The 22866-nt window shown below is 57.6% G+C and carries 7 protein-coding genes and 1 pseudogene; 1 reads left to right on the top strand and 7 read right to left on the bottom strand.

Annotated elements, in window-relative coordinates; genetic code table 11:
• Window positions 1-82: 82 nt before the first annotated feature.
• From HU743_RS18500 to HU743_RS18485, 4 genes are read right to left on the bottom strand one after another with little or no spacing between them, the layout of a single operon-like run.
• Window positions 83-2845, bottom strand: a complete 2763-nt coding sequence (locus HU743_RS18500; protein ID WP_186650365.1) for an RHS repeat-associated core domain-containing protein — start codon at window positions 2843-2845, stop codon at window positions 83-85.
• A complete protein-coding gene (locus HU743_RS18495; RefSeq protein ID WP_186650363.1) occupies window positions 2846-7495 on the bottom strand; it encodes a SpvB/TcaC N-terminal domain-containing protein in 4650 nt (1549 codons plus the stop codon).
• Complete coding sequence (locus HU743_RS18490) at window positions 7492-12345, bottom strand: neuraminidase-like domain-containing protein (RefSeq protein WP_186650361.1); 4854 nt, start codon at window positions 12343-12345, stop codon at window positions 7492-7494. Before HU743_RS18490 ends, HU743_RS18495 begins: the two co-directional genes overlap by 4 nt.
• Before the next feature lie 9 nt (window positions 12346-12354).
• Window positions 12355-15978, bottom strand: coding sequence for a Tc toxin subunit A (locus HU743_RS18485; protein ID WP_186650359.1), 3624 nt, complete (start codon window positions 15976-15978; stop codon window positions 12355-12357).
• Between the two features lie 335 nt (window positions 15979-16313).
• Between HU743_RS18485 and HU743_RS18480 the strand changes: the two genes are divergently transcribed.
• Window positions 16314-20327 carry a hypothetical protein gene (locus tag HU743_RS18480; RefSeq protein WP_186650357.1) on the top strand — a complete coding sequence of 1338 codons (4014 nt, stop codon included), beginning with the start codon at window positions 16314-16316 and terminating at the stop codon, window positions 20325-20327.
• Between the two features lie 196 nt (window positions 20328-20523).
• Here the strand turns inward: HU743_RS18480 and HU743_RS18475 are convergent.
• From HU743_RS18475 to nuoN, 3 genes and pseudogenes are all read right to left on the bottom strand, one after another.
• Window positions 20524-20688: pseudogene (locus HU743_RS18475) on the bottom strand (PIN domain-containing protein); the annotation flags it as partial.
• Window positions 20685-21116: a type II toxin-antitoxin system prevent-host-death family antitoxin gene (locus HU743_RS27215; RefSeq protein ID WP_238351755.1), complete on the bottom strand. Its 432-nt coding sequence runs from the start codon at window positions 21114-21116 to the stop codon at window positions 20685-20687. The gene HU743_RS27215 and the pseudogene HU743_RS18475, both read right to left, overlap by 4 nt.
• Window positions 21117-21400: 284 nt before the next feature.
• Window positions 21401-22864, bottom strand: a complete 1464-nt coding sequence (gene nuoN / locus HU743_RS18465; protein ID WP_101159113.1) for an NADH-quinone oxidoreductase subunit NuoN — start codon at window positions 22862-22864, stop codon at window positions 21401-21403.
• Between the last annotated feature and the right edge of the window lie 2 nt (window positions 22865-22866).

Genomic DNA, 22866 nt, shown 5'->3' with positions numbered 1-22866 from the left:
TGATTTATGAAATATGAACGGCACCAAAAGGTGCCGTTTTCTTTGGTGCTTAATCTGCCGCTTTCGCGTGCAGGCTCGCTCCCTATTGCGATGGCGTAACTTGCCTTAGTCGGGCAGCAAGTACTCTATCCCGTAGCGGTCCCAGCGCAACAATCGAGGGGCGCCCATCCTGAAAAAGATCGTCATGATAAAGGTGTGCCTCGCGCATTTCATTGGCCTCTCCGGTCAAACTTGTAGGACTTACGTCCGCGTAACCATCGAGATGTTTCACCAGGTTTCCATGATTCAGGACCAGGTTTTCCACCAGGGATGCGCCTCTGACGTCCGTGGCATCGATTTCATAAAACTCATACTCGTGACCGCTGCGGGCTGCATAAAACACCGCGCCCTCAAGTGTCTCAGCGACTATCAAAGCACTCCCACCGATCATTTTTTTTATGGCTCTGAAATCGCTGGAAGGATTGAATCCATATCGAATCACCTGATCCGGCGGGCGTAAATCGGCGCGATAAACCTTGCCGCCAAAGTTATCTCTCTCGAGGAGGTTTCTGCTGTTCCAGGAGTGACGCAGTTCAGGGGAGTCTTTCGTCAATATTTTGAGGGAGAGGCCTTGTTCCGCTGTCAGGGTGGAAGGCGTACCTGGACTACCCGGACTACCCGGACTACCCGGACTACCCGGACTCCCCTGGCTTTGCGGAGTACCCGGATTGGAATAACCGGCTGACCCTTGATGCGAGAGTGCACCCGGCGACGGTTCATCGTTCATGGACATCTCGTCATCGCCTCCATCAGAAAGCCTGAAGCTGAACGATGGCAAGCCAAAGTCTGCCCTCAAACTTTGCTCATGAGACAAAAACTGCTCAAACGGTCCGATCTCATCGACGTCCTGCATCATTAGTCCATCGGGATCCATTCTGCTGGTTGGGTTATTGCCACAGAAATCATAGACGTTCAGACCATCGCGAATACCAGACGGATCCGGATTCAACCATCGCTGCCACTGCGCCGCGTAATACCTGAACCCATAGTAATAAAGCCCCGTCGCATCCCGCTCCTTGCCCGAATAGCGCAGCGTTTTGTAACTCGCCTCGATTTCCCCTCGCCCGGCAAACCACGCGGTGGTGCCAAAGGGGTGATAGCGCTCATGGCTGATCACCTGGCCCTCAGCGTCGAGTTCCAGAGCGCAGGACCCCAAGTGGTCGTTGAGGCTGTAGCGCTGTTGATCGTTCTCTATCTCTTTCGGCGGTTCAGACTCCCAATGCAAAACCCGCACACTGTTGCGTCCGGCCTGAACGCTGATGACCTGCAACCGTTCACCCGTGCCGCTGTGGGTGCGGATTTCCAGGTTCGGCAGGTAACGAACTTCAGCGGTCAAGGTTCGGACATTGGTCTGCGTCTGCCGCACTTTGCGCACGCGCATGCCATCAGCGCCGTAAATGCATTGCTCGCCATCATCCGCATCAACTGCACGCACAACCGTTCGGACTTCGCGCAATTGGTTACGTACATCCCAACTCAGCCATTGCCCGGGTTGCAGGCTGAGCAAGTTGCCGTTGGCATCGAAGCCGTTGCGAAAGTCTTCCTCGCCCGGTTCCACGCCATCGCGCACTGGCAAACAGCGGTTGCTGTGCGCGGCAGCGATCAGGCGATGGCCATGGTTTTGTGGGCCTTGGTGGGTCAGTTCGAGCAGGTTGCCGCCGCAGTCATAGCGGTAGGTCTGGGTGTAGTTGGCGCACGCAGCGGGGGCGGCAAACGGTGAGAACGTCGAGGTTTGGCCAGCCTCCCAGCCCGTTGCCTTATTGAGTTGATCAAGGCTGTCATAATCAAAGTAGCTGACCGATTCGATCCGCTGGTTGGCGAAGTAGCGAATTGGCAAAGCGGCGTCTTCGATGCGCACTACGCTGCCCACCGGGTTATAGCCGTAGCGTAGGTCTTGCAGGGTGTCGTTGCCGCGGCTGGCTTGAAGGCGAATCAAACGGCCGTCTTCGCGTGCGTATTGCAGTGTGGTAATCACGCCGTTGCCGGCCGTTTCCTGAGCTGTCCGGCCATCCGCGTTGTACTGGATGGCGCTGACCAGGGTTTTCGCCTGCGCCTGATGGCTGAGTTGCAAGCGAACTTCGCGCAATTGGCCGTCGCGGGTCAGGCCGAAGAACTGCTGGTTGCCCTTGGCGTCGGTCTGTCTGATCGTTTCGCCGAGTGGGTTGAGCACCGTTCGGCTGATCGCCCCTTCACCAGGCTCGAGCAACCCGTCGCGCTCGGTCAGCGACTCGGGCCAGTCGGGTGCTTCCAGTGTGCGCAGAAAATGCCGAGTCTGCTGCAAAACCCCACCGGTCAATCCGAACTGTTCGAACAACTGCGTGCCCGCCGGATCATCGTGGCGAATCAATTGCCCACACTGGTTGCGCGCGGCGAAGGCCGGATCGTCGCCACGATATTCGTAGCGCTCCACGCATAAAGGCTCACCACCCAGAGCTTGTTCGGATATCGCCACCACGCGTATCTGCTCGTCATATTCGAGGACGCGCTGGCTGCCCCGCCCATCCCAACTGTGCAGGGTCTGATTTGCTTCGCCCGGCAGCATGACGCGCCACCCGGCATCGACACTGACGGTACTCAGCACCTGGCCTGTCAGCGAGTGACTCGTGGTGAGGTTGGCGGGCGCCGACGGGTCGCTCATTAACCGCGGATCGCGCTGCGCCACCAACCGCGCGGCGGCATCGTGCTGCTGCGTGGTGTTGCGTGTTTCGGGAGCACGGGCATCCTCGCGCCAGTAGGCAACCTGGCGCACCGGTAAACCGCGGCTGTCAGTGGCGAACAGGTGCGGCGTATGCGCGTGGATGTGCATTCAGGACCACCAATTGCGTCGGCCCTGTTCGGGAGGGGGTTCGAACAAATCGTTTTCGTCGAACGCCACGTTGCACCAGATCCAGTACCAGGTCTCTCGGCGCAACGGTTTTAACACTGGCGGATCGCCTTGCAGCATTTGTTTGGCCAGCACGGTTTCGGTCGGACGGCCTGCGGCGTCGTAGAACTGTTGGTCGTGGAAGAGGTGTCGACGCATCGACTCAACTTTCATGTAGCACGGTTTATTGATGAAACTTGGGCGGTAGATGCGGACGGTTTTGCCCTTGTTGTTATATTCCACCGGTTCGCTACAGCGCCAGCGCCTGGGGGCTTCGGCCTCCAAGGGTGTGCCATCTTCGTTGAGAATCAGTTCACACTGTTCGTCGAGCTGCCACGATTTGCCAGGTTCGACTTCCTGCAGGGTTTGCAGCGTGCGGCCGAAGCCGTCCAGGCAGGTGATGCTGAGCCGCACCTGCATGTCGGGGTCTTCGGGGTTTATGGGGGCTTCGGGGTCTTTGGGGTAGCTGTCGGCGAGCAGCATGGCCGCATACACCGGCTGACGCATTGCCGCGTCCATCTGCTGCTTCAGGATCACCTCGTTGGCATCGGGATTCACCACACCGGCAACATGCTGCCAAGCCCTGTCGCAGAAATGCCCACTGGGCAAGACAAAACCTTCCCCCCTGGCCCAGGCAAGCCATGTCGGGGAGGGTGGCGCGGTGCGTGACAGACGTCCCATCCAGTTGAACAGGTTGGCGAAACCGGCGCTGGCGAAGTTGCCGATGGCCAGCTTGGGATCGGCAATGGCAATGGCAGGATCGCGATCCAGCGGTGGGATGTAGCTCTCCAGCTCGTGAAAACCTACGGGCTGTCCCGATTCAGTGCCGCGGAAACTGGTCACCAATGGTTCGCCGAAGGCGTTGTACCGCGCCTCCTGGATATTGCGATTGGCGTCCTCGATCATCGCCGGCAGGAACGTCCGGTAATCGATATTGAGGCTGCGCGTGGTGCACTTGTCCGGCAGCGTCACGGCGACGGTCAGGCAGTCGTAATCGTCCCAAGTGATCTCGGTCTGGCCGTGACTGCGGGTTTCCCGGTATTTGCAGACGTTATAAAAACGGTCCAGCCCCTGATAGACGGGAAAGCCCCGATGGACCGCCCATAAATAGCTTTTCGCCTCGCCCGGATCTGCCGGCGCTTGGCTGGCCACCTCGGGTAAAAACAGCTCCATGATGTGATAACCCACCTCGGGCGATTCGAGTTTCTCTTTCAGGTTGAATTGCATGTTGCCGTCTTCGTCCTTGAGTACGTCGTACGCACTGAGGGCTCTGGCGTCCAGCTCCGCTGTTGCCATATGAGCCGTCAGCCCCTCGATAGTCGCTTTGCCGGGTGCCAGCGTCTGCCAGTTTTCCGGGTCGATGTAGTACTGCATCGACAACCCCGCCAACTGCGACTGCCTGGCCCACTCGCCGTCGTCTTTGCTCTGGGCAAGAAAATAGTCGTAGTTGAGCTTCGTGGGGGCCAGTGCGGCCTTTTCCAGAACCAGGGCATTGTTGCGGGCTTGGTAAGGCAGGCCCAGGCGCCATGCCTCTGGATCCGCCAGGTGAATGAGCTTTGCGCGGGCTTGTGTCAGGTACCACTTTTGCTGCGCGGAGTCATGGGCATCTTTCCACCAGGTTTGTTGATGCTCGTCAGTGAAGGGTGGCGGATCGTCAACGGTTTTGCGGCGGGCGTAGTGCACGCTGAAACCATGAACGCAGGTGCCGTATTCGTCCCACTCCAGGTTGATCTGGTGCTGGCACAACGGGTCGTCGGCAATGGTCGGTTCGTACTGGTAACTGAGGGATTCCAGGTCTAGCGCTTGCAACACTGCGTAGGGCTGGTGTTCACCTTTGGGGCGCAATATCCGCACCAGAGCGCGGTTTTCCTGAACGGTATAGGGCACCGCGGTGGCCGGGTCATCGTCAGCCGCGAAGGTTTCCGAGCGCAGCACTCTGCCACTCAACGCCCGGGCGACTTCTCGGGCGGTGTCTTCGTCAGGGTTATTGAGGGGCTGCGCCGCCCGATCATTAAAGTGGTAGTTCTGCAACAGCGTGGGCTGCAAGGGCTGCGCCAGTGTGTCGCGATCATAATAGCCAGTTCTTGCAGGATCAATGGCGGCACCGGTGTGGAACCAGGTCTTGCTCAGGATCGGTGCGCTGAACCCGGCTGTCGCCCGTTCCGCCGCCGAGGCTTCAGTGTCGGTCTGCATCAATAGCCGAAAGCCGCGGAACTCGCGTTCGAAGCGATCGTAATAGCCACCGCGATAGCTGAAACCTTGTGTCAGCCGGTTACCGGTGATGTCGTCGAGCTGCGTTTGCCGGCTGACCAGGTGCATGGCAAACGGCAATTGGGAAATCGGGTTTTCGACCCCGGCGGCGTGTTGTTCCTGTTTTTCATCCAGCCATTCCTGGGCCGAACTGCGATAGGTGACGCTGCTGCTGGCGCCCATGTTGTTGCAGGAACGGTTGATCAGATAGGGTTTGGCTTTGACGAAGTCGTAGCGCCAGTGCCGTGGTGCCATGTGCGGCACGGTCAGGATAATGCTGGAGCAACCCAGACCTTGCGGGTCCGCGGTGCTGACCTGGCAGAGCCGGTCGTATTGCACGTTTTCCGGCCATGACAGGTCGCTGGACGTTTGCTCGTAACCCTCGCCGCAACGATTCATGAACACCCGCAGGCGATTGGTTTCCAGGTAAATCAGGTCGACCGCTCCCGAGCCGTCGAGGTCGGCCAGCAGCACCTGGGCGGCATTGAACTCGCTTTCGGCAAACGGCAGGGCGCACAAGACAAAGCCTTTGCCAAAACGCCCACGGCCCAGGTTGGGCCAGCATTTGACTTCGTTGTGGCGGATCCGCACCAGATGCTGCTGGCCACTACCGAGCACATCTGCGAAAGCGATCAGTTCGAGCGCTGTTCTGCTCAGCGACGGCAGTTCGTCGTCGTCGCCCTCGGCGGTCTTCGCCAAATGGGGCACGTCGATGCCGTCAGCAAAACCTTGCTCACGCAGGTTGGCATACAACCGTACGCTACGGGTGCCAATCAGTGCGAGGTCGCTCAAGCCGTCACCCATCAGATCGGCCATTTGCGCCATGGGGTGGAGGAACTCGCCGGGAAATGCCTCGAAGGGCACAAAACCGGCCCAGTTGCGCTGCGGATCAAGGGTAAAGAAACCGTTCATTCCGGGCATTGCCAGCACCCAGTCGAGCTTGCCATCACCGGTCAGGTCGGTGAGCGACTGGTGAACGGATTTGCTGCTATCGGCCAGCGGAATCTGCTCCAGACGTTTCCATTCGCTATAGCAGACATTATCGCCGCCGGATTCGCAGCGCAGCGGTTCGCGGTAATACCAGGCCTGATCGTAACGACACAGCACCCCCGGCATACCCTCGCCGTACAGGTCGACCAGTTGATAATGCTGGCCGTCGTTGAGCCCGGGCATGTCCGGAAACTGCGCCCAGCCTTGGGGTTGCGGGGCGAGGTCAAAGGCGTTGTAGCTGAACTCCGTCGGTGGCCGGCTTTCAATCTGGCCCAGGCTGTCGTAGGCCTGCACGTGCGCCGCGGTCAGGTGGTTATAGCCCAACGGATCGGCCCGATGCTCAAACAGCAGACGCTGGACCAGGGCCGGTTCCGGGCCCAGTTCTTCGGGGAAATGATGAAACATCAATACCTGCCGGCAAAGGCGCCGGGTGCCCAGTTCGAAGCCGTAGGCGTAATTCCAGAACGGATCACTGCGTTCAAGCCAGGGCTGCGGTTCCTTGAAGGTCGGTAATTCTTCCAGATCAGTGCAGCGCTCGCCATAATCGAATATCAGGTGAAAATGCCATTGCTGGTCCTTCCAGCTATCTGTCTTCCAGGCATACAGATGCGGATGGGCCACGGCATTGCCGTAGTACACGTGTTTGAGGAAGCGCTGGGCACGGTAGTCGCGCCATTGCGGCTCTGCGGGCAAATCGGTTTCGGCCTGGTATTCGTAGACTATGTGTTCGCCGCGGGTGTTAAGGCTTTCATCGATCAACCAGACGCCGACGCGTTGTGAATCATTCGGGTCGGCACGGCGCGAGCTTTCGGTGCGGCCGTACACATGCAGGGTGCCGTCGGCCCTGTGAATCAGCCAGAATCCCGCCGTGTCGGTGGCGGTGGACCAATGCTCGATCAGGGCGAACTCACCCTCGACCCGAGGCCAGTGACGCACCACCGTGCAGGTTTCTGCCAGCGGCTCACCGTTGTAGGCATTGGCGGTGCGGGCAATCAACGAGCCGTCGCTTTCATTGCGTTCGGGCATCCACAGATCACCGCCAGGGCCTTGCGCCAGGTCCGTGCCGTCGTATCCGGGTACTCCGCCGGTGGTGCGCAAGGTGATGGCATTGACTGTGTTCGTCCAGCCGATGCCGAATGCGCTGTTGCCCACATTGCTTTGGTAACTCAAACCCAGCGCCGGGGCGAAGCCGCGCCCGGGCGAAATCGGCAGCGGCAATTCCAGCGAGGCGGCACCACTGGTGCCGACGGCGCCCCAACCCTTGCCGATACTTTGGATGGCGCCGCCCATTTTTGGCAGCGTGGGGGTGTTGATCTGCAGCGTCGACTGTTGCTGTGGCTGTTGTTCGTTCATAGCGATCCCCCCTCGCGTCTGGCCGTGTAGCTGACGTGCACGATGATGTCGGTGAGGGATTTGAGCAGCGCTGCCTGGGCCACGAGGTTGGGGAAGGTCAGGCTCCAGCGCGACACCGCTCCGGTGTATTCGAACGGCAGATAGCGTTCATCCTGGAAGTTGAGCTGGAACATGCCGTTATCGTCGATACCGTGGGACAGGGCGATCTGTTGGCTGGCGCGCAGGTTTTCCTTGACGGTGCCGATGGTGGCGGCCATCTCGACCTTGCTGTAGCTCTGCGTCAGTACGGCGCAGATGTCTTTGTACGGTCCGATGCTGACCGGCAAAGTGATGCTGATGGTCTTGATCCGGCGCAGGTAGTGATTCTGATCCTTGTAGTCATCGTCGAACATTTTTTGCGTCAGTTCGAATTCACAAGTGCCGGTGGTAATCAGGTCTTGTTTGATATCTGCCCAGGTCTTGTTGACGGCCTCATCCATCGCCTTGAGGTGTTTGAGCGAGACGGTTTTGCGGATTTCCAGTTCGCGCCTGTTGTTCTTCAGGTAATCGGCGTGCATTTGCTGCAGGCTCATTTTCAACTCTTCGCCCGCACCGAGGCCACGGTAGGTCGCGTTCCACGCACCTGGGCGGATGAAGCTCCGGGCGAAATCGCCCATTTCGTATTGCCAGCAAGCTTCGGCCGCCTGACATAGGGACTGGGCCGTGGTGTAGGCGCTGCTATAGAACCCGGAGAATTTGCTGTTGAGCCAGTCGTAGGTCTGCGAGCGGCTGAAACGGTTACTGCCCAGCAGAAAATCGTGGGTCGCCCTGGCCTGCTCCAGTGCGGTTCGCGCCTGGCGCAGTTGCAGTTGGGTGGCCTTGTGCTGTTCTTCGTAGACCGCGAGTTGCGCCTCGACTTGTTTCTCTTCGAGTTTTGCCTGGTCGCGGGCCTGGGTCCACTCCTGGGCGCGGCGGCGGTATTGTTCGAGGCGATCGATGAGCTGACCAGCGGAGGAAAGGCCTGCAGAAACTCCCAATAGAATGGTCGCGGCTTTATTGGGCACGCCTTCCAGGCGCGCGCCACCGATGGCAAAGCCGATTATGTTTGGTACGACTTTGCTCAGTTCCCCGCTTGCCTGAATCTCATAGGACACGACTTGGGCTGCACCAGCCTGATAGTGATAATCCGCTGCGGCTATTTCCAGGATGCTTACACCGTCGTTTAACAGGTTCTCGTAATAGTTGAGTCTCGCCGCGATGATCGCCTGACTGGCCACCAACGCCTCCTTGTTCTTTTCATCAACTTTTATCGCTTGAGTCTGTATCTCCACCGCGATCTTCGCCAGATTCCACGCCTGTTGCTGTTGCAGCTCAAGGTACTGCGCCGATTCCTTGCGTTCGATCAAGGACAGCAACGTCGCGCCGAACTGGATCACACTGTCCACCGCGTTCTGCGCCAGGGCGAACATGAAGGTGAAGCGGTAATGGGGAATCTGCGGATTCAACAGACGGCTCAGGGCGGCGCCCGACAAACCCTGGCCCCAGGCGGCGAGCAGCGCGCGCGGGTCCAGCGGCGCGGCAAACAGGCGCAGGTTCAATGGATTGCCTGCCATGTCGAGGTTGTGGCGCAGGTTGTACAGTCGACTCTCGGCGCGTTCCCAGCTCTGGATCAGTTCGCGGTTGAAGGGGCGACGCAGATAGGGGTTGTCGACGCCGGCCAGCGACGAGTCCTCGTTATAAGGCCGCAGGCAAAGTAACGGCGCGGCCTCCGCGGCCGGAGCCTTGCCGATGCGCAAGGGGGGCTGTGCTCGCCCTTGTTGATGCGCGCTGTTCAGTTGTAGTTCGAATTCACGCAACTGCTCATTCTTCGCAGTGCTCAACTCGTCGAGCCGTACAGGTCGCCAATGGTCGACCTGTTGCACATCCGGCCGCTGCCCCAGCAAATCCAGGACACGTACATAGCGCAATTTCGCTTCGGCCAGGCCGTCCGGGGTCAGTTCCCGAAAGGCCTGGTCAGCCTGATTGAGCTCGATATCAATATAGAGTCGGTACAGCGCCTTTCGAAAGTGCACCGGAAAACTCAAGGCGATCTGAAACGGGTCGTCCGGGTACAAAACAGCCTGGCTGGGGTCTGGCGGGGTTGGCCATACCGGCTCTTCCAGTGGCACTGATTGCCAGTAGCCGGGGTGACCGGCGTCACCGCTCTGGCGGGAAGGGTCAAAGAGAAACGACAGGCAGCGTCTAGCCTCGTCGTACTGTTGTTCCTGGTTCAGGCGATGCGCCACCAACCAAAAGGTGTGCAGGAACAGTTCGCAGAACTGCGTCGAGCACGCGCCGGAAAAATCCATAGGCTGCGCGCCGAGCTCACGAGACAAAGGCGGCTCCTTCATCTGTTGTGTTTCCCAACTCATCAATGTTTCCATGCCGACTTCGGCACGATTGATCAATTGCCTGGCGAAAACGGTGTTCATGCGGATGGGGACCCGCAGGGACTCGTCGGATGTTGCGCCATCGCTCAGTTCAATGCGCGACTTGGTAAAGTCGAGGAACTGGGCTCTGCCAAGAGACGGGCTGTCCCCTTGAGTAGGATCAGCCAAACTGCCAATGCTGGGGGCAATCTGCACATCCTCGTCATTGATCTCGCTCCAACCGAGCGACAACGTCTTAAGGGCACCGCCTTTGAGCGTCCAGCCAAAAAGACTGTGTAATTCATAAATCAGGACGCCATAAATAAGCGGAATTCTGAGACCCATCGTTTCTTCTGGCCAGTCAACGGGCCAGCCATCAGGACGGTAAGTAACCTGGTCGATCGAGAATCTGTAAGTCAGTTCGGCATCCCTTGCGAGTCGAGTGACGAGGTTGGACTCAGTCAGCGTGCGCATGCCGGCAAATGTTTTTGGCGGTGTGTCGGAGGCGACAGCCAATGGGTGGGCAACGAACATCGTGTAACGGTAAGGCCCTTCTTGTTTGACATTTAGAGTTCTGTGAAGGAGCAACTTACGCGTTCCATCGGCATATGTTCTGCATTCGCTGATAGAGTAGTCGGAATTCCCATCCATCATCAATTCCAGCATGGCTTTAAAGAGGCGTTTTCCTTCCAATGAAGCGGTTTCGCCTTTTTTTGTGGCTGGCAACGAGAAGGTATCCCCGCCTGAGCCATCGATAATCAGGTTTTTCCCCCCTACATTGTCAGTGAAACTGTGTCTCGCATTCTGCAGGTCAAGCCAGTCAGTTCCAGGTGTAATTGTTGAACCCTTCAGCAGTGTGTAACGCTTGTCATGGAAGATGGTGTCGTTGGTCACCAGTTTTAATTTGAAGAGCTCGAGCTCTGGATTGTTTCTGTCGTATATAGAAATATCGAGAGTTCGATCCTCGGTAAATTCTGTTTCAAGCTTTACCGTTAACTTAACGCTGGAGGTGCTTTTATCATAAATCAGCCCATCGTCTTTGTTGCTTCGCTTGATCCGGTTTTGCCACTCGCTGAAATTCCAAACCTCTGGCTCATCGACAGGAGTTTTGTGCTCGACATCGCCGAACTGAAACTCACTGTTAGGAAGCCAGAATTGAAGTCGCTGGGCATTTCTGGTGTCACTGGCAAAAATGTGACCAATCTGCAGCACATGCGGCCTGGTATTTTCTTGATCTACGAGCGCGAGCGCCTTGGCGCCACCAGAGGAGGCTTTGAGTGCGACGCCATCCGCCGGGTATAGCGAAGCGACATAAAAGTTTTTATCGATCCGTACGGTTCTCAGAAAATCGTATTGATCGCCACCGCCGGTTGGTTCATTTTCGTCTGCCGTGTAACCGCTATAAAGTGCCAGGAACATCGATTCCGGCGTCGTCGAATGGTCATACACTGCAATGGTCTGAGTGTCCTTCTCAATTTCTTCCAGGGTTTTTTTGACCAATTCAGGTGTCTGGCAATAACGTTCAATGTAAACCCGTGGCGTGCTCCAGCTGTCATCGTATTTCTTGTAGCTGGCGTACAACCGGAACCGTGGGTTCACTTTGACGGACGGGTCGGCGCGCATTTCGTCTGCCGTTGCATCCGCGTCCTGCAGTTCAACCTCGGCCCAGATTACAAACAGGCGATTGTTGAACCAGCACGGCCGGACCGTGTGTTCCAGCGCTTTCTCCGAAATCGGTGCATTGGCTTTTTGCCAATCCGTCCACGCATTGGGCAGGGGTTTATCGTATTTATCTGGAATGCCGGAAATTTTCCGCGTGGGCGTCTTTACCGGGCGCTGGCTCATGTCCAGCGAACGCCAGTACCAAGCGTTTTCTGCCGGCGATTTTGCAATGAAGTAATAGGTACTGTTAGCGAAATCTTCGCCATCGATGTAGCCGTTGCAAATCTTCAGGTTGGCCACTTCCTCGAAGCGCGCAAGGTAAGCCAACACCGCCGCCTGCACCGTTTCAGGTTGAATCTGCGCCTGATTGAGGTCGCTTTCCAATTGCTTGAAATTGTCGGTCTTGTTCAGCCGCAGGGTCGGATTCAGATAGATGTCCGGGAAATAGTGCAACTGCTGGATGGCGGCCCAGATCGGGTATCGATTCAGGCCGTTCTGCCAGGTTTTTATTTGCTGGGGCGTCAGGCTGTCATCGCTGTAACCGGGCTCCATGTTCAGCATCATGCTGTTGACCAGTTGCTGCAAGCTGGCGATGGCACAGGCCACCGGGCTGGTCGGTACATTCTGGCTGACCAGCACATCCAGCAACCAATACTCATACAGGTCGTTGGGTGTCTTGATTTGCGTGGCCAGTCCTTGGGCGACCAGGTAGGGATCATTGGGCACGGCTTCGTGCAGATAGAGTGCGAGCATCGCGCTGCGATAGCGCTCGTTCAACGCGGCGGCGAAGGTAGTCGTCATGATCGTTCCTTAATCCGGGACAGATATTGAGGAGGCCTCAGCGCTGGCGGTCATGACCGCGTCACCGACAGCTTTCCAGGCATCGAGCGGGCTTCGCACATTCAGGGCAGTGGCTTGCAGCAACGCTTTGGCTGACAGCCCGCTGGCCAGGCAGGCGGCCTGGCAACGACGTACCCAGTCCACGTCGGCCATCGAGCAAGCGCGGTTCTGCGTGAGCGTCTCGGTCAGAATGGCAACTTCCGCCACCGACCATTCCAGAAGCCTGGCAAGGGCCATGTTGGCCGTTTCGCTGACAGCATTGCGCAAGGCTTTGTTTTTCAGTTTGGCTGCGGGCGGATTGGCCAGGCTGAAATAGCTCAGCAGGCTGTCTTCCGATTGGCTCTGGTGGCGGAACCAATGACTGAAACGTTCGAACAGATACAGGTCGCTGAACGAGGGCTCGCTGTTGCTCACAGGGTAAAGGCCAAGCCACAGCGGATTTACCAGAAACAGGCGCAGCGCGCTGTTACTCAAACGCAGTTGCACGGCAATCTCGGCATGGCGCGAAATGCGCTGGAAATACTCCTCCAGTGCGGAATCGGATTCTTGCGCGAGCGCTTCACGCAACAGGCTGTAGACCGACTCGTGGCCCCAGTGAATGACCGCAACGCAACGCTCTGGCGGTAGCTTGGCGGTTTCCTGAAACAAGCCTTCGATCAGTTGTGTTTGCCGGTCGTGCGCATCAAGGAAAAACTCGACGAGTTTTTCCTCGCAGATGGCTTTGGCCTCCGGGCTCAGGTTGATCAGGGCGAGCGCCTTTTCAATGTCTGTCTTGAGCCAGATGTCCGGCGCGTCAACCAGACTCAGTCGCTTATCAAGCCCAGGCAACAACCCGTCGTTATCGAGCAATTGGTGGCTGACCAGTAATTCAAACCATGCAATATCAGCTTGTCTGGATTTGCCATCAGTCCTGAGTGGCAAACCCAGTGCGGCAAGCTGCTTTCGAGTTACTACGCAATTTATGACGTCATTGCGCAACCGGACCAGGCGTTCGCGCAGGTTATCTGGCAGAGGGGCAAGCCCGGCCAGCCTGGCTTGCGTGCGATCTTGCGGTTCTTCGGCTGTCAGCGCGGCGGTGGTCGCCAGACGCTGCTGCAATTGCGCGACGGTCTGTTGGCTGTCCGTGAGCCAGGTGAAGACAAAGTCGAGTTGCATCACCACGTCAAGAATGTCCGGCGCTGGCGTTGGCGCGGGTTCCGTCGCGGGTGTCGCGGAAGTTGTCTGCAGACTCAACCTGCCACTGGCCAATGCCTTTCTGTAGGGGCCGCCGCCGAGCAACCCCGCCAGCGTCAGCAGATCGCCAACCGGGCAATCAAACATCCGGGCGAGTCGGGCCTGGCGATAGAGTGAAGATACGCTGGTCAGGTCGCGCTTGAGCGGCCCCACGTAGCTTGTGGTCTGCTTCGCAATCAACAGCAACGAGTCTTCGGTCGGTTGCAAGCCAAGGCCGGCGCACAGCTGCAGCAGGGTTTTTTGTGTCGCGGCATCAGTGGCGTCGAGGTTGATCAGCGCTTGATCAAGGATCAGAGGCGTGTCGAACAGCCGCGGGCTGTTGAACACCTGATCGAACAACGGCACGGCATTCTCACCACTGGCATAGGGCGTGAGGTCGTGTAGCAGCGCGGCGAATTCCTCAGGCTTTATGCCGTAACGCTGGTTCAGATAACGATAGACACCGAGGGCGCGCAAAGTGTTTTCGCTGAGTTCCATCCCAAGGTTGGCGTCACCCTCGGCGCGGATGGCGCTGATGATCAGCGTGTCCAGTTGGGCAAAGGGGACGTCGGTCCAGCGTTGCAGGCGGATCATGCGTTGCAGGCGGTCGAGGCGATCCAGTGAGGTCTTGGTCAGGCGCCACGGTTTGCTGTCTCCCTGCGTGCTTTGCTCCAGGCCCATGGCATTGTCGAACTGGTCGCGAATGATCGATTCGGGTGTGGGTGCCTGCTGACTGTCGTACAGGTCTGCCCCAGTACCGGTGCCATTGACGTAGCAGGCGCCATAGTGGTTTGGGTACGGGAATGGCAGCACCTTGTCCGCACTGCCCGGGAGGGTCACACCGGTGTGCTGCGGATTAAGGCTCGGACAGTTCGGTGACAGGCGTACAGCGTAGGTGCGACGGCACAGGAGCATTTCGACCTGTTCGGCGTTCAGGCCGGTATGTGCCATGAAGTCGGTCAGCAGGGTCAGGTGCCACAGGGGCGAGGTTTGCGAGGCTGCGACACCATAGGATTGTTTGAAAAAGGCTTGTTCGGCGGCATTGAGGTTGTACTCATCATCGAGCGTGAGGGTAAAACTTTGCCTGGCCAGTTTTATCGGTGCAGCGATGGTGCCCGTTGCAGTGAGCAAATTGAATCTGACGGTGTATCCCGGCGCATCGGGTTCGGCGAGTTCCGGGCTGGCTTTGAGGGAGGAAACCAAAATATTCGCTTGCGCGCCGTGCAGGCGATTCACCAACCAGCTAGAGGGGCTGTCCTGGGTGGTGGAGCTGATATTCACCTTGGCGACCTGCGTTAGCGCCGCGTTGTGAAAGGTAATGTCTGCGATGTTGTGCGGGCCATTTGCGTCTGTAGGATCAAGGGCCGCTGGGTTGACGTTGGCGATATCCTGTTGATCCGGCGCAAGCAGATAACAGGTGTCCATCGCTGCGTGAGGACTCAAATGGGTGGTGCCGGCACTTTTCCAGCCCTTGTTCAGGTCATGGCGGGTCAGATAAAAGTTGCTGAACACCGAGGGCTCGATCAGCAAGCTTTGTTGCTGCGGACTCAACCCACACAACAACCGTTGTGCTTGCAAGGCAGGCTCCTGTACTTCGCCATATTCATTTTTCGCGATCTGCTTGATCGGCAACAGCCGGCTGACCCGGTAGGTCAATTCGCCCAGCTGCGGTTTTGTACCGGTCAGGCCCAGTTGGCACTGATGGTGGTAGAAGTTGTAGGGCATTTCGAAGGGGTAGCGCTGATCGGCCAGTACCTGGTGAATTGGCTGTGAGTTCTTGCGTGAAATTCCATCCAGATATCGACGCAGATTGCGTTCCAGGACCTCGTTGACGATGTCCAGCATCGGCCTTGGCGTGTGGGTGCTTTCCTGGTCGATCAGTAGGTCTTTCAAGTCAGGGCGGCGGTCGTCCAGCAAGATGCGCTTGGCGTCTGTACTGGTCGCTTCCAGTTGCTTGATGAATTTGCGCAGTGCACTCAGATAGGCCACGGGTGAGTCGATGGCGGCCAGCGCGCCGACCTTGCAGAACTCGTCCCAGTTCTCCTTGAACAGATTGGCATATGTTGGCCCCACCGGAACCAGCGCACGTACGCCGCTGCGCTGGGCCAGCTGCTGGAATGTCCCCGACGAAGTTGTGTGCTCACGGTACAGCCGCGCAATCAGCGCCGCGTAAGCCATGGCATTGTCATAGGCAAGTGTGGCGTCGTCATCGCTGTATTGGGCGAGTTGGCGCACAAACGCCGGTTTAGGCAGGCGGACGATGTCGAAGACCGACGTGAAGCCCATTTTCTGCATGGCCGTGGCGAAGTCGATCCGCCCTTTTTTCAAGGGACTTTCAGTGTTGACGAGCGAATTGATCAGCGAGGTGTTGTCATCGGCCATGACGGTGAGGCTCCTACCAGAAGGGTGGCATTGATGGATGCAATGCCCGGCAGGATCACGCTAACGGTAAATGGGGGGGGCGTAACCTGTCAGACCTGACAGGTGTAGACCTTTTATCTATATCTTCTGATTCTAAATACTGTTTTTTTAATTCCGATTTCGCCAGCGAACGGAATTTCTCCGTTTAAACCCTTGCGGGTGGTTTTCCCCATGCATGGCCGGCAAAGACGTGTTGATGACCGTTTATCTGGACTGTCAGTTCTTACAGGTGGTTTTTTCCGCGCCATCGATGAAAGTTGTGCGGCGCACATAATTCAACGGTGCAGGGTCAAGCCATGGCAAACGATGACGGAATAATTGAAGACGAAAGTGAAGGTGGCGGTAAACATGATGACCCGGAAGTCTTGTGGGTCGCCCCTGTCATCCTGAAGCCCATGCCAGGCAGGGTTTATCAGGGGTTCGACATTGATGCGCTTATCATTATACCTGGGGCTCGGTCATGGAATATCGACATTTATATCGGCCCCACCAGGCTGAAGAGGTTTTCAGGATGGCCCCTAGGAGGTGTGGGAATCTTCCAAACGGTCCCCCCCGGTTTGATTCCCCCCGGTGCGTGGTTCTATTTCAAAATTGAATATAAAATGCCCATTGGCTGGAGTGCGTGGGCATGGTCAGGGGACATGGAGATGGCCGCGTTGCCCAAGCCGGCGATCACTGGCGTGACTGTGTCTGCTGACAGGAGGCCCACCATTAGAGGAACAGGCGGGGTCGAGGGGGCGGTGCTTGAAATCTGGTACTCGGGCGGCGGTGGCGGGGTTCAGTTATCGCAGACCCTTGATTCGAATGGCGCTTGGTCGATTACCGCGTCTTCGCCGTGGCCAATCAAGGAACACATCATCACTGCAAAACAGAACAAATATGGTGACTCAGGCTGGGCGGACGCTTATACGTTCACTGTAAGGCCGCCGACGCCGGTGATTGGCGGGGTCACTGTTTCGGTAGATTTGAAACCGACCATAAGCGGAACAGGCGGGATCAAGGGGGCGGTGCTTGAGATCTTTAACTCGGGCGCCATCGGCGGAGTTCAGTTATCCAAGACCCTTGCTTCTGATGGCGATTGGTCGATCGCTGCGTCTTCGCCATGGCCAGTCAAGAAACACAGCATCAGTGCAAGACAGACTCTGGGTTCTCACTCAGGCTGGGCAAAGGAATATGAATTCACTGTAAGCCCGCCGGCGACGCCGGTGATTGGTGGGGTCACTGTTTCGGTCGATTTGAAGCCGACCATACGCGGAACGGGCGGGATCAGTGGTGCCCTGCTCCAAATTTTTAACACGGGCGGCAGCGGCGGTGTTCAGCTATCCAAGACCCTTGCTTCGAATGGCGCTTGGTCGATTACTGCGTCTGCGCCGTGGTCAGTCAAGAAACACAGCATTACTGCAAAACAGAACCTGGGTTCTGACTCAGGCTGGGCGGACGCTTATGAGTTCACTGTAAGGCCAACGACGCCGGTGATTGGCGCGGTCAGTGTTTCGGTAGATTTGAAGCCGACCATACGCGGAGCAGGCGGAATCAAGGGGGCGGTGCTTGAAATTTTTAACTCGGGCGCCATCGGCGGAGTTCAGTTATCCAAGACCCTTGCTTCTGATGGCGATTGGTCGATCGCTGCGTCTTCGCCATGGCCAGTCAAGAAACACAGCATCAGTGCAAGACAGACTCTGGGTTCTCACTCAGGCTGGGCAAAGGAATATGAATTCACTGTAAGCCCGCCGGCGACGCCGGTGATTGGTGGGGTCACTGTTTCGGTCGATTTGAAGCCGACCATACGCGGAACGGGCGGGATCAGTGGTGCCCTGCTCCAAATTTTTAACACGGGCGGCAGCGGCGGTGTTCAGCTATCCAAGACCCTTGCTTCGAATGGCGCTTGGTCGATTACTGCGTCTGCGCCGTGGTCAGTCAAGAAACACAGCATTACTGCAAAACAGAACCTGGGTTCTGACTCAGGCTGGGCGGACAACTATGAGTTCACTGTAAGGCCGGCGACGCCAACAATTACCGAACCGCCGCCCAAAACCAGTCATCTGGGCAATGTGCTGGTGAAAGGAGCGTGCATGACGGGGGCGACGGTTGTGGTGCAAGACTCTAACGGAAACCCCATTGCAGGTACTCTTAGCTACAGCGCAACCACATGGTCTTTTGCTTATACCTGGCCGCCGGGAGCAAAACACATCAAGGCGGTGCAGACGGTAGACGGGCAGACGTCCGCTGCAACTGACTTGCTTGAGTTCTACGTCAAGCCATCTAAACCCGCGATTCAACCGCTGCCCAATCCGGCGGCAGCGGACGAGGCGTTGGCCATTACCGATGTTTTTTCAACCGGTGCCGTAACCCTGCATGTATCCAACGAGGCAGGCGCGGTGGAGGGCGAATTCAGCGGTAGCGGAGCGACCCGTACCTTCACACCGACGGCAGAATGGGCGCCCGGAAGCAACACAGTCAAAGTAGTACAGACGGTCAATGCAATCGACTCCGACCCAAGTATTGAATGCACATTCTTCGTCGAGGTAGGGGAGCGACCTGACGCGCCTCGGTTCGAACAACCGATGGCAGGTGGCAGTACCCCGACACGGCCCATCATCGGGATCGCCGGCCTGCCCAATGCAACGGTAACCGTGCGGCTTGAAGCAGGCGAGACATTGCATTCGGACACTGCGGACGCTGAGGGCGTTCTGGAGTTTAAAGTTGATAAGCCCTTGCATCCCGGGACGAACGCACTTCAGGTAAAACAAAAAGCTGGCGGGCCAGAGTCCGAATGGAGTGAGCCGTATCTGTTCGCAGTCAGAGCGTTGCCGAAAAAACCGGTTATTTCTGCCCCGACAGCGGACAGCTTGGTTCCCCGCAGAGTCGTAATCAGTGGTCAGGGAGAGACACGCGGGGAGATCGTTCTGTATCACAAGGATCTGGCGACGCCGATTGCCACCGTCGAAGGTCGCGCGTCTTGGCGTTGGGACGAAGAAATGTGGCCGATCGGTTTCTATACTGTTCAGGTACGACAGACCGACGAGGGAGACGTTTCTGAATATTCAGAGCCGCGCACTTTTGAGGTGGTTGATGCCCTGTACGGAATCGCCGACGCCATCCCGGTGCTTGGCAATCCGGTGGTGGGATCCGGACAGAGTGTCATGTTGCGGATTCAGTTGTTTTTGGGGGACACCGGTGAGGTGGCCAACGGCGTGCAAGTGGTGTGGCGCATGAAAGGCGTATCGGATGCTCTGGCCACGACAGTCACTGGCCCTGATGGTTGGACGTCCTACGCCTATACGCCTGAGACTGTCGGAGAAAGTGTTGTCGTGGCAGACATCACCAACGCCAATGCGGGCGTCACCATGACCCAGACCTACCCGGTGACGGCCTTGTTGAAGGATGACTGGGCGGAGCAAGCCATTCTTTATCTGGACGGCAAAACCGTTGACCTGGCCAAAAGCGATCTCGTGCTGGTGGCAGGAAAACCCTACCAACTGCTATTTTCAGTCAAGCCCGCTAATGATTTGTGGGGCTCCTACCTCACTTTGCAAGACCTGTGGGGCGCGACGGAACGGGGTTTGATCTCTGATCCGGAACTGGGAACGCCACAGAAGATAGAAGCGCAGTACACGTCTTGGACCATTTCTTCGGCGCCGAATCAAAGTGGAATCTTCGGCCTGCGCCTGACCAGTCCGGTGCTGTCCGACTTGCAACTGCCGGGACGGTTGATACCCGGCGATTACGACCAGTTCGTGGATGTCGATCTCGATACGTTCCCGCAGGTTTTCTCAGGCGAAGCGGCCTATCCCTGCCTGGGTGCGACACATACGATAAGCATGCGTCCCAAACCCAACAGCCCTTTGCTTGGCCAATCCGTAAAATTGATGTTGTCCCGGGAAGGAACAGACCTCGGAGTCACCGTGAGCCCGCATTGGGATCAAAAAATGGAGGAGAAGGGCGTGAGCTGGACGCTGGATTGCGCCAACAGCGGTCAAGCCGGCAACTTCGCAGTGTGGCTGGATTCGTTGATGTGGGGCTACAAATCCCCGCAAATACCGATGTCTCTGGGGCACAACAAGGTGGAGATAACTGAAAGGGACGGCCCCCGGGAGATTGCCGGGCGTTGGATATATGGCGTGCGAGTGGCGTCTGCTTTCTCCGGGCAGCCAGCAGGGGATATTCCGGTGACTGTCACTGTTTCCAGTTCGGGAGACGTGCAGCGTAGGACTCAGTCAGATGGTTGGCTGTACGTCTACTATGACGATGGCCAGGTTGTGAGTTTGACCATTCGTAACGGCTATGATGGAAGTACTATCACTGAGTGACTGCGGGCTCGCTCAAAGAGCAATACAATCTGCGCAGCGCTCAAGGAAAATGCTCCGTATCGAAAGATACGGAGCATTTTTCGTTATGGCCTGTGCATCGCGGCGTCATATGAATTTGAAGCACCTCAAGCGTCAGGAAGAGAAAACTGAATAAGCGTATGGCTCAATATCTGGCAGAGCTGGATGAAGCCCACAGGACATTCAGCTTTCCGAGCCCGACCTTGATCGCCATTTCCCAGAACGTGGCCGCACTGATGTAGATATCGGCCGCATGTTCGATGAGCTTTCTGGCTTTGGTGGTCAATCTGTCGTCATCACTCAGCGTCCAGAGCAGAATGTGCGTGTCAAGCAGAAGCCTCATGCCTGCGTGCCTTCAAATGCATCCAATATGTCGTCGGGCAAAGGTGAGTCGAAATCGTCGGGCAACACCAGTTTGCCTTTCATTGCGCCAATACGTTGAGCGCTGGGTTTTTCTACGGGAACGAGGCGAGCCATCGCCCGGCCATGCTTGGCAATTGTGATGACTTGTCCGGCTGCGGCATCATCGACGAGTTTGGATAAATTGTTTTTGGCCTCGGCCAGCGGAACAATGATCATCAATTCACCCCCGTGTTCTGGACAAATATAGCCAGAATATTTCAGGGCTGCAAAGTCGCGCCAATGCTCCGTGCAGCCAAGTGGCCGATCCGTCGACCTGCGCTGATAGTGCAGTTGCGCAACATTGCGTTGTCGATGGGCAGCCAAAGCATCGACACCTTCCATCAACTCACAAAATATATCTCGTTTCATTACTCGCCTCGATTCAGTGTCCACCTGCCAAGGCAGCCACCTTAGAACTATCCGCTAAAGGTTGGCTGTAGGACGAAGCGGAGGTTAAGGCGAGAGCTTTCGGAGTTTGTATGAGGATGCGAGTGAGTCGGTAAAAAATCGTACAAAACGGGCACCCGATAATTTTGTCGGAGGGGGCTTGCCCGCGACGAGGCCAGTACAAGCGCCCACGATATCAACTTCTACAAAAACAAAAACGGCACCCGAAGGTGCCGTTTCCATGTGTAGCCAGATCAGCCGGGCAATCAGCCCGCCAGACCCGCCTGTTGTACCAGCACCAGCAATGGCTGCGGATAAACACCCAGGAAGAACGCAACCAGGGCGATGGCCAGCAGCATGACGCCGCCTGCCTTTTGTTCCCAGTGCAACTGGGCGTCGTGGCGACGCAGGTTTGGCTCGATCAGGTACAGGGTGACCATCACTCGCAGGTAGTAGAACACGCCGATGGCGCTGCCCAGCACCAGCGCACCCACCAGCCACCACTGACGCGTTTCGACGCCGCTGGCGATGATGTAGAACTTGCCGATGAAGCCGGCGGTCAGCGGGATGCCGGCCAGGGACAGCATCATCACGGTCAGCACGGCAGTCAGGTACGGACGGCGCCAGAACAGGCCGCGGTACTCGTACAGAGCGTCGGCGTCGCGGCCGTTGTACGGCGACGACATCAGGGTGATCACGCCGAACGCGCCGAGGCTGGTGATCACGTAGGTGACCAGGTACACGCCAATGGCTTCCACTGCCAGACCCTTGCTCGCCACCAGTGCGATCAGCAGATAGCCGAAGTGCGCAATGGACGAGTAACCGAGCAGACGCTTGAGGTTGCTCTGGGTCAGGGCCAGCAGGTTACCGAACAGGATCGAAGCGACAGCGATGACGCTCAGTACGTCGCTCAGCACGCCACTGCTCGCGGCAGGGGATATCTGGAACAGACGCACCATCACCGCAAACACTGCCACCTTCGAAGCGGTCGCGAGGAACGCCGCTACCGGTGCCGGAGCACCTTCGTAAACGTCCGGCGTCCACAGGTGGAACGGTACCAGCGACAGCTTGAACGCCAGACCGATCAGCATCATGCCCAGGCCCAGTTGCGCCAGCGGGCTTGGCAGACCGGTCGCGGCCAGGGCCTGACCGATGCCGACGAAGCTCAGCGAGCCGGCATCGGCGTACAGCAACGCCATACCGAACAGCAGGAACGCGGAACCCGCGGCCGACAGCACCATGTACTTGATGCCGGCTTCCAGCGAGCGCTTGTTGAAGAAGGCGTAAGCCACCAGACCGTAAACCGGTACCGAGAGCAGTTCCAGACCGATGAACAACCCGGCCAGATGCTGCGCGCTGACCAGCACCAGGCCACCGGCAGCGGCCATCAGGATCAGCAGGTAAAGTTCTTCACGGTTGCCCGGGTAACCCGAACCGCCATCACCCAGATAGGCGTGGGCGAGGGTGACGCAGGCGAGGGTGGCGACCAGGATCATCGCCATGTACAGGCAGGCGAAGGCATCGATCTGCAGCAATGGGGTCACGGCCAGAGGCGCGACTTTCAGGGCCGGCAGGATCGACAGCAGCGCCAGGTTCAGACCCGCCACCGAAATCAGGAAGGTCTGCGAGTGGTTGCGGCGCCAGGCGATTGCCAGCATCACCACGATAATGGTGAGGCTGGTGATCAACAGTGGCGCAAGCGCAATAAAGTGTTGAATCGTGAATTCCATAG

It is taken from the genome of Pseudomonas sp. SWRI99 (assembly GCF_014270125.1).
GTDB classification, from domain to species: Bacteria; Pseudomonadota; Gammaproteobacteria; order Pseudomonadales; family Pseudomonadaceae; genus Aquipseudomonas; species Aquipseudomonas hamedanensis.
The sequence above is the reverse complement of the archived record's forward strand: the minus strand, read 5'-3'. Positions and strand labels throughout refer to the sequence as shown.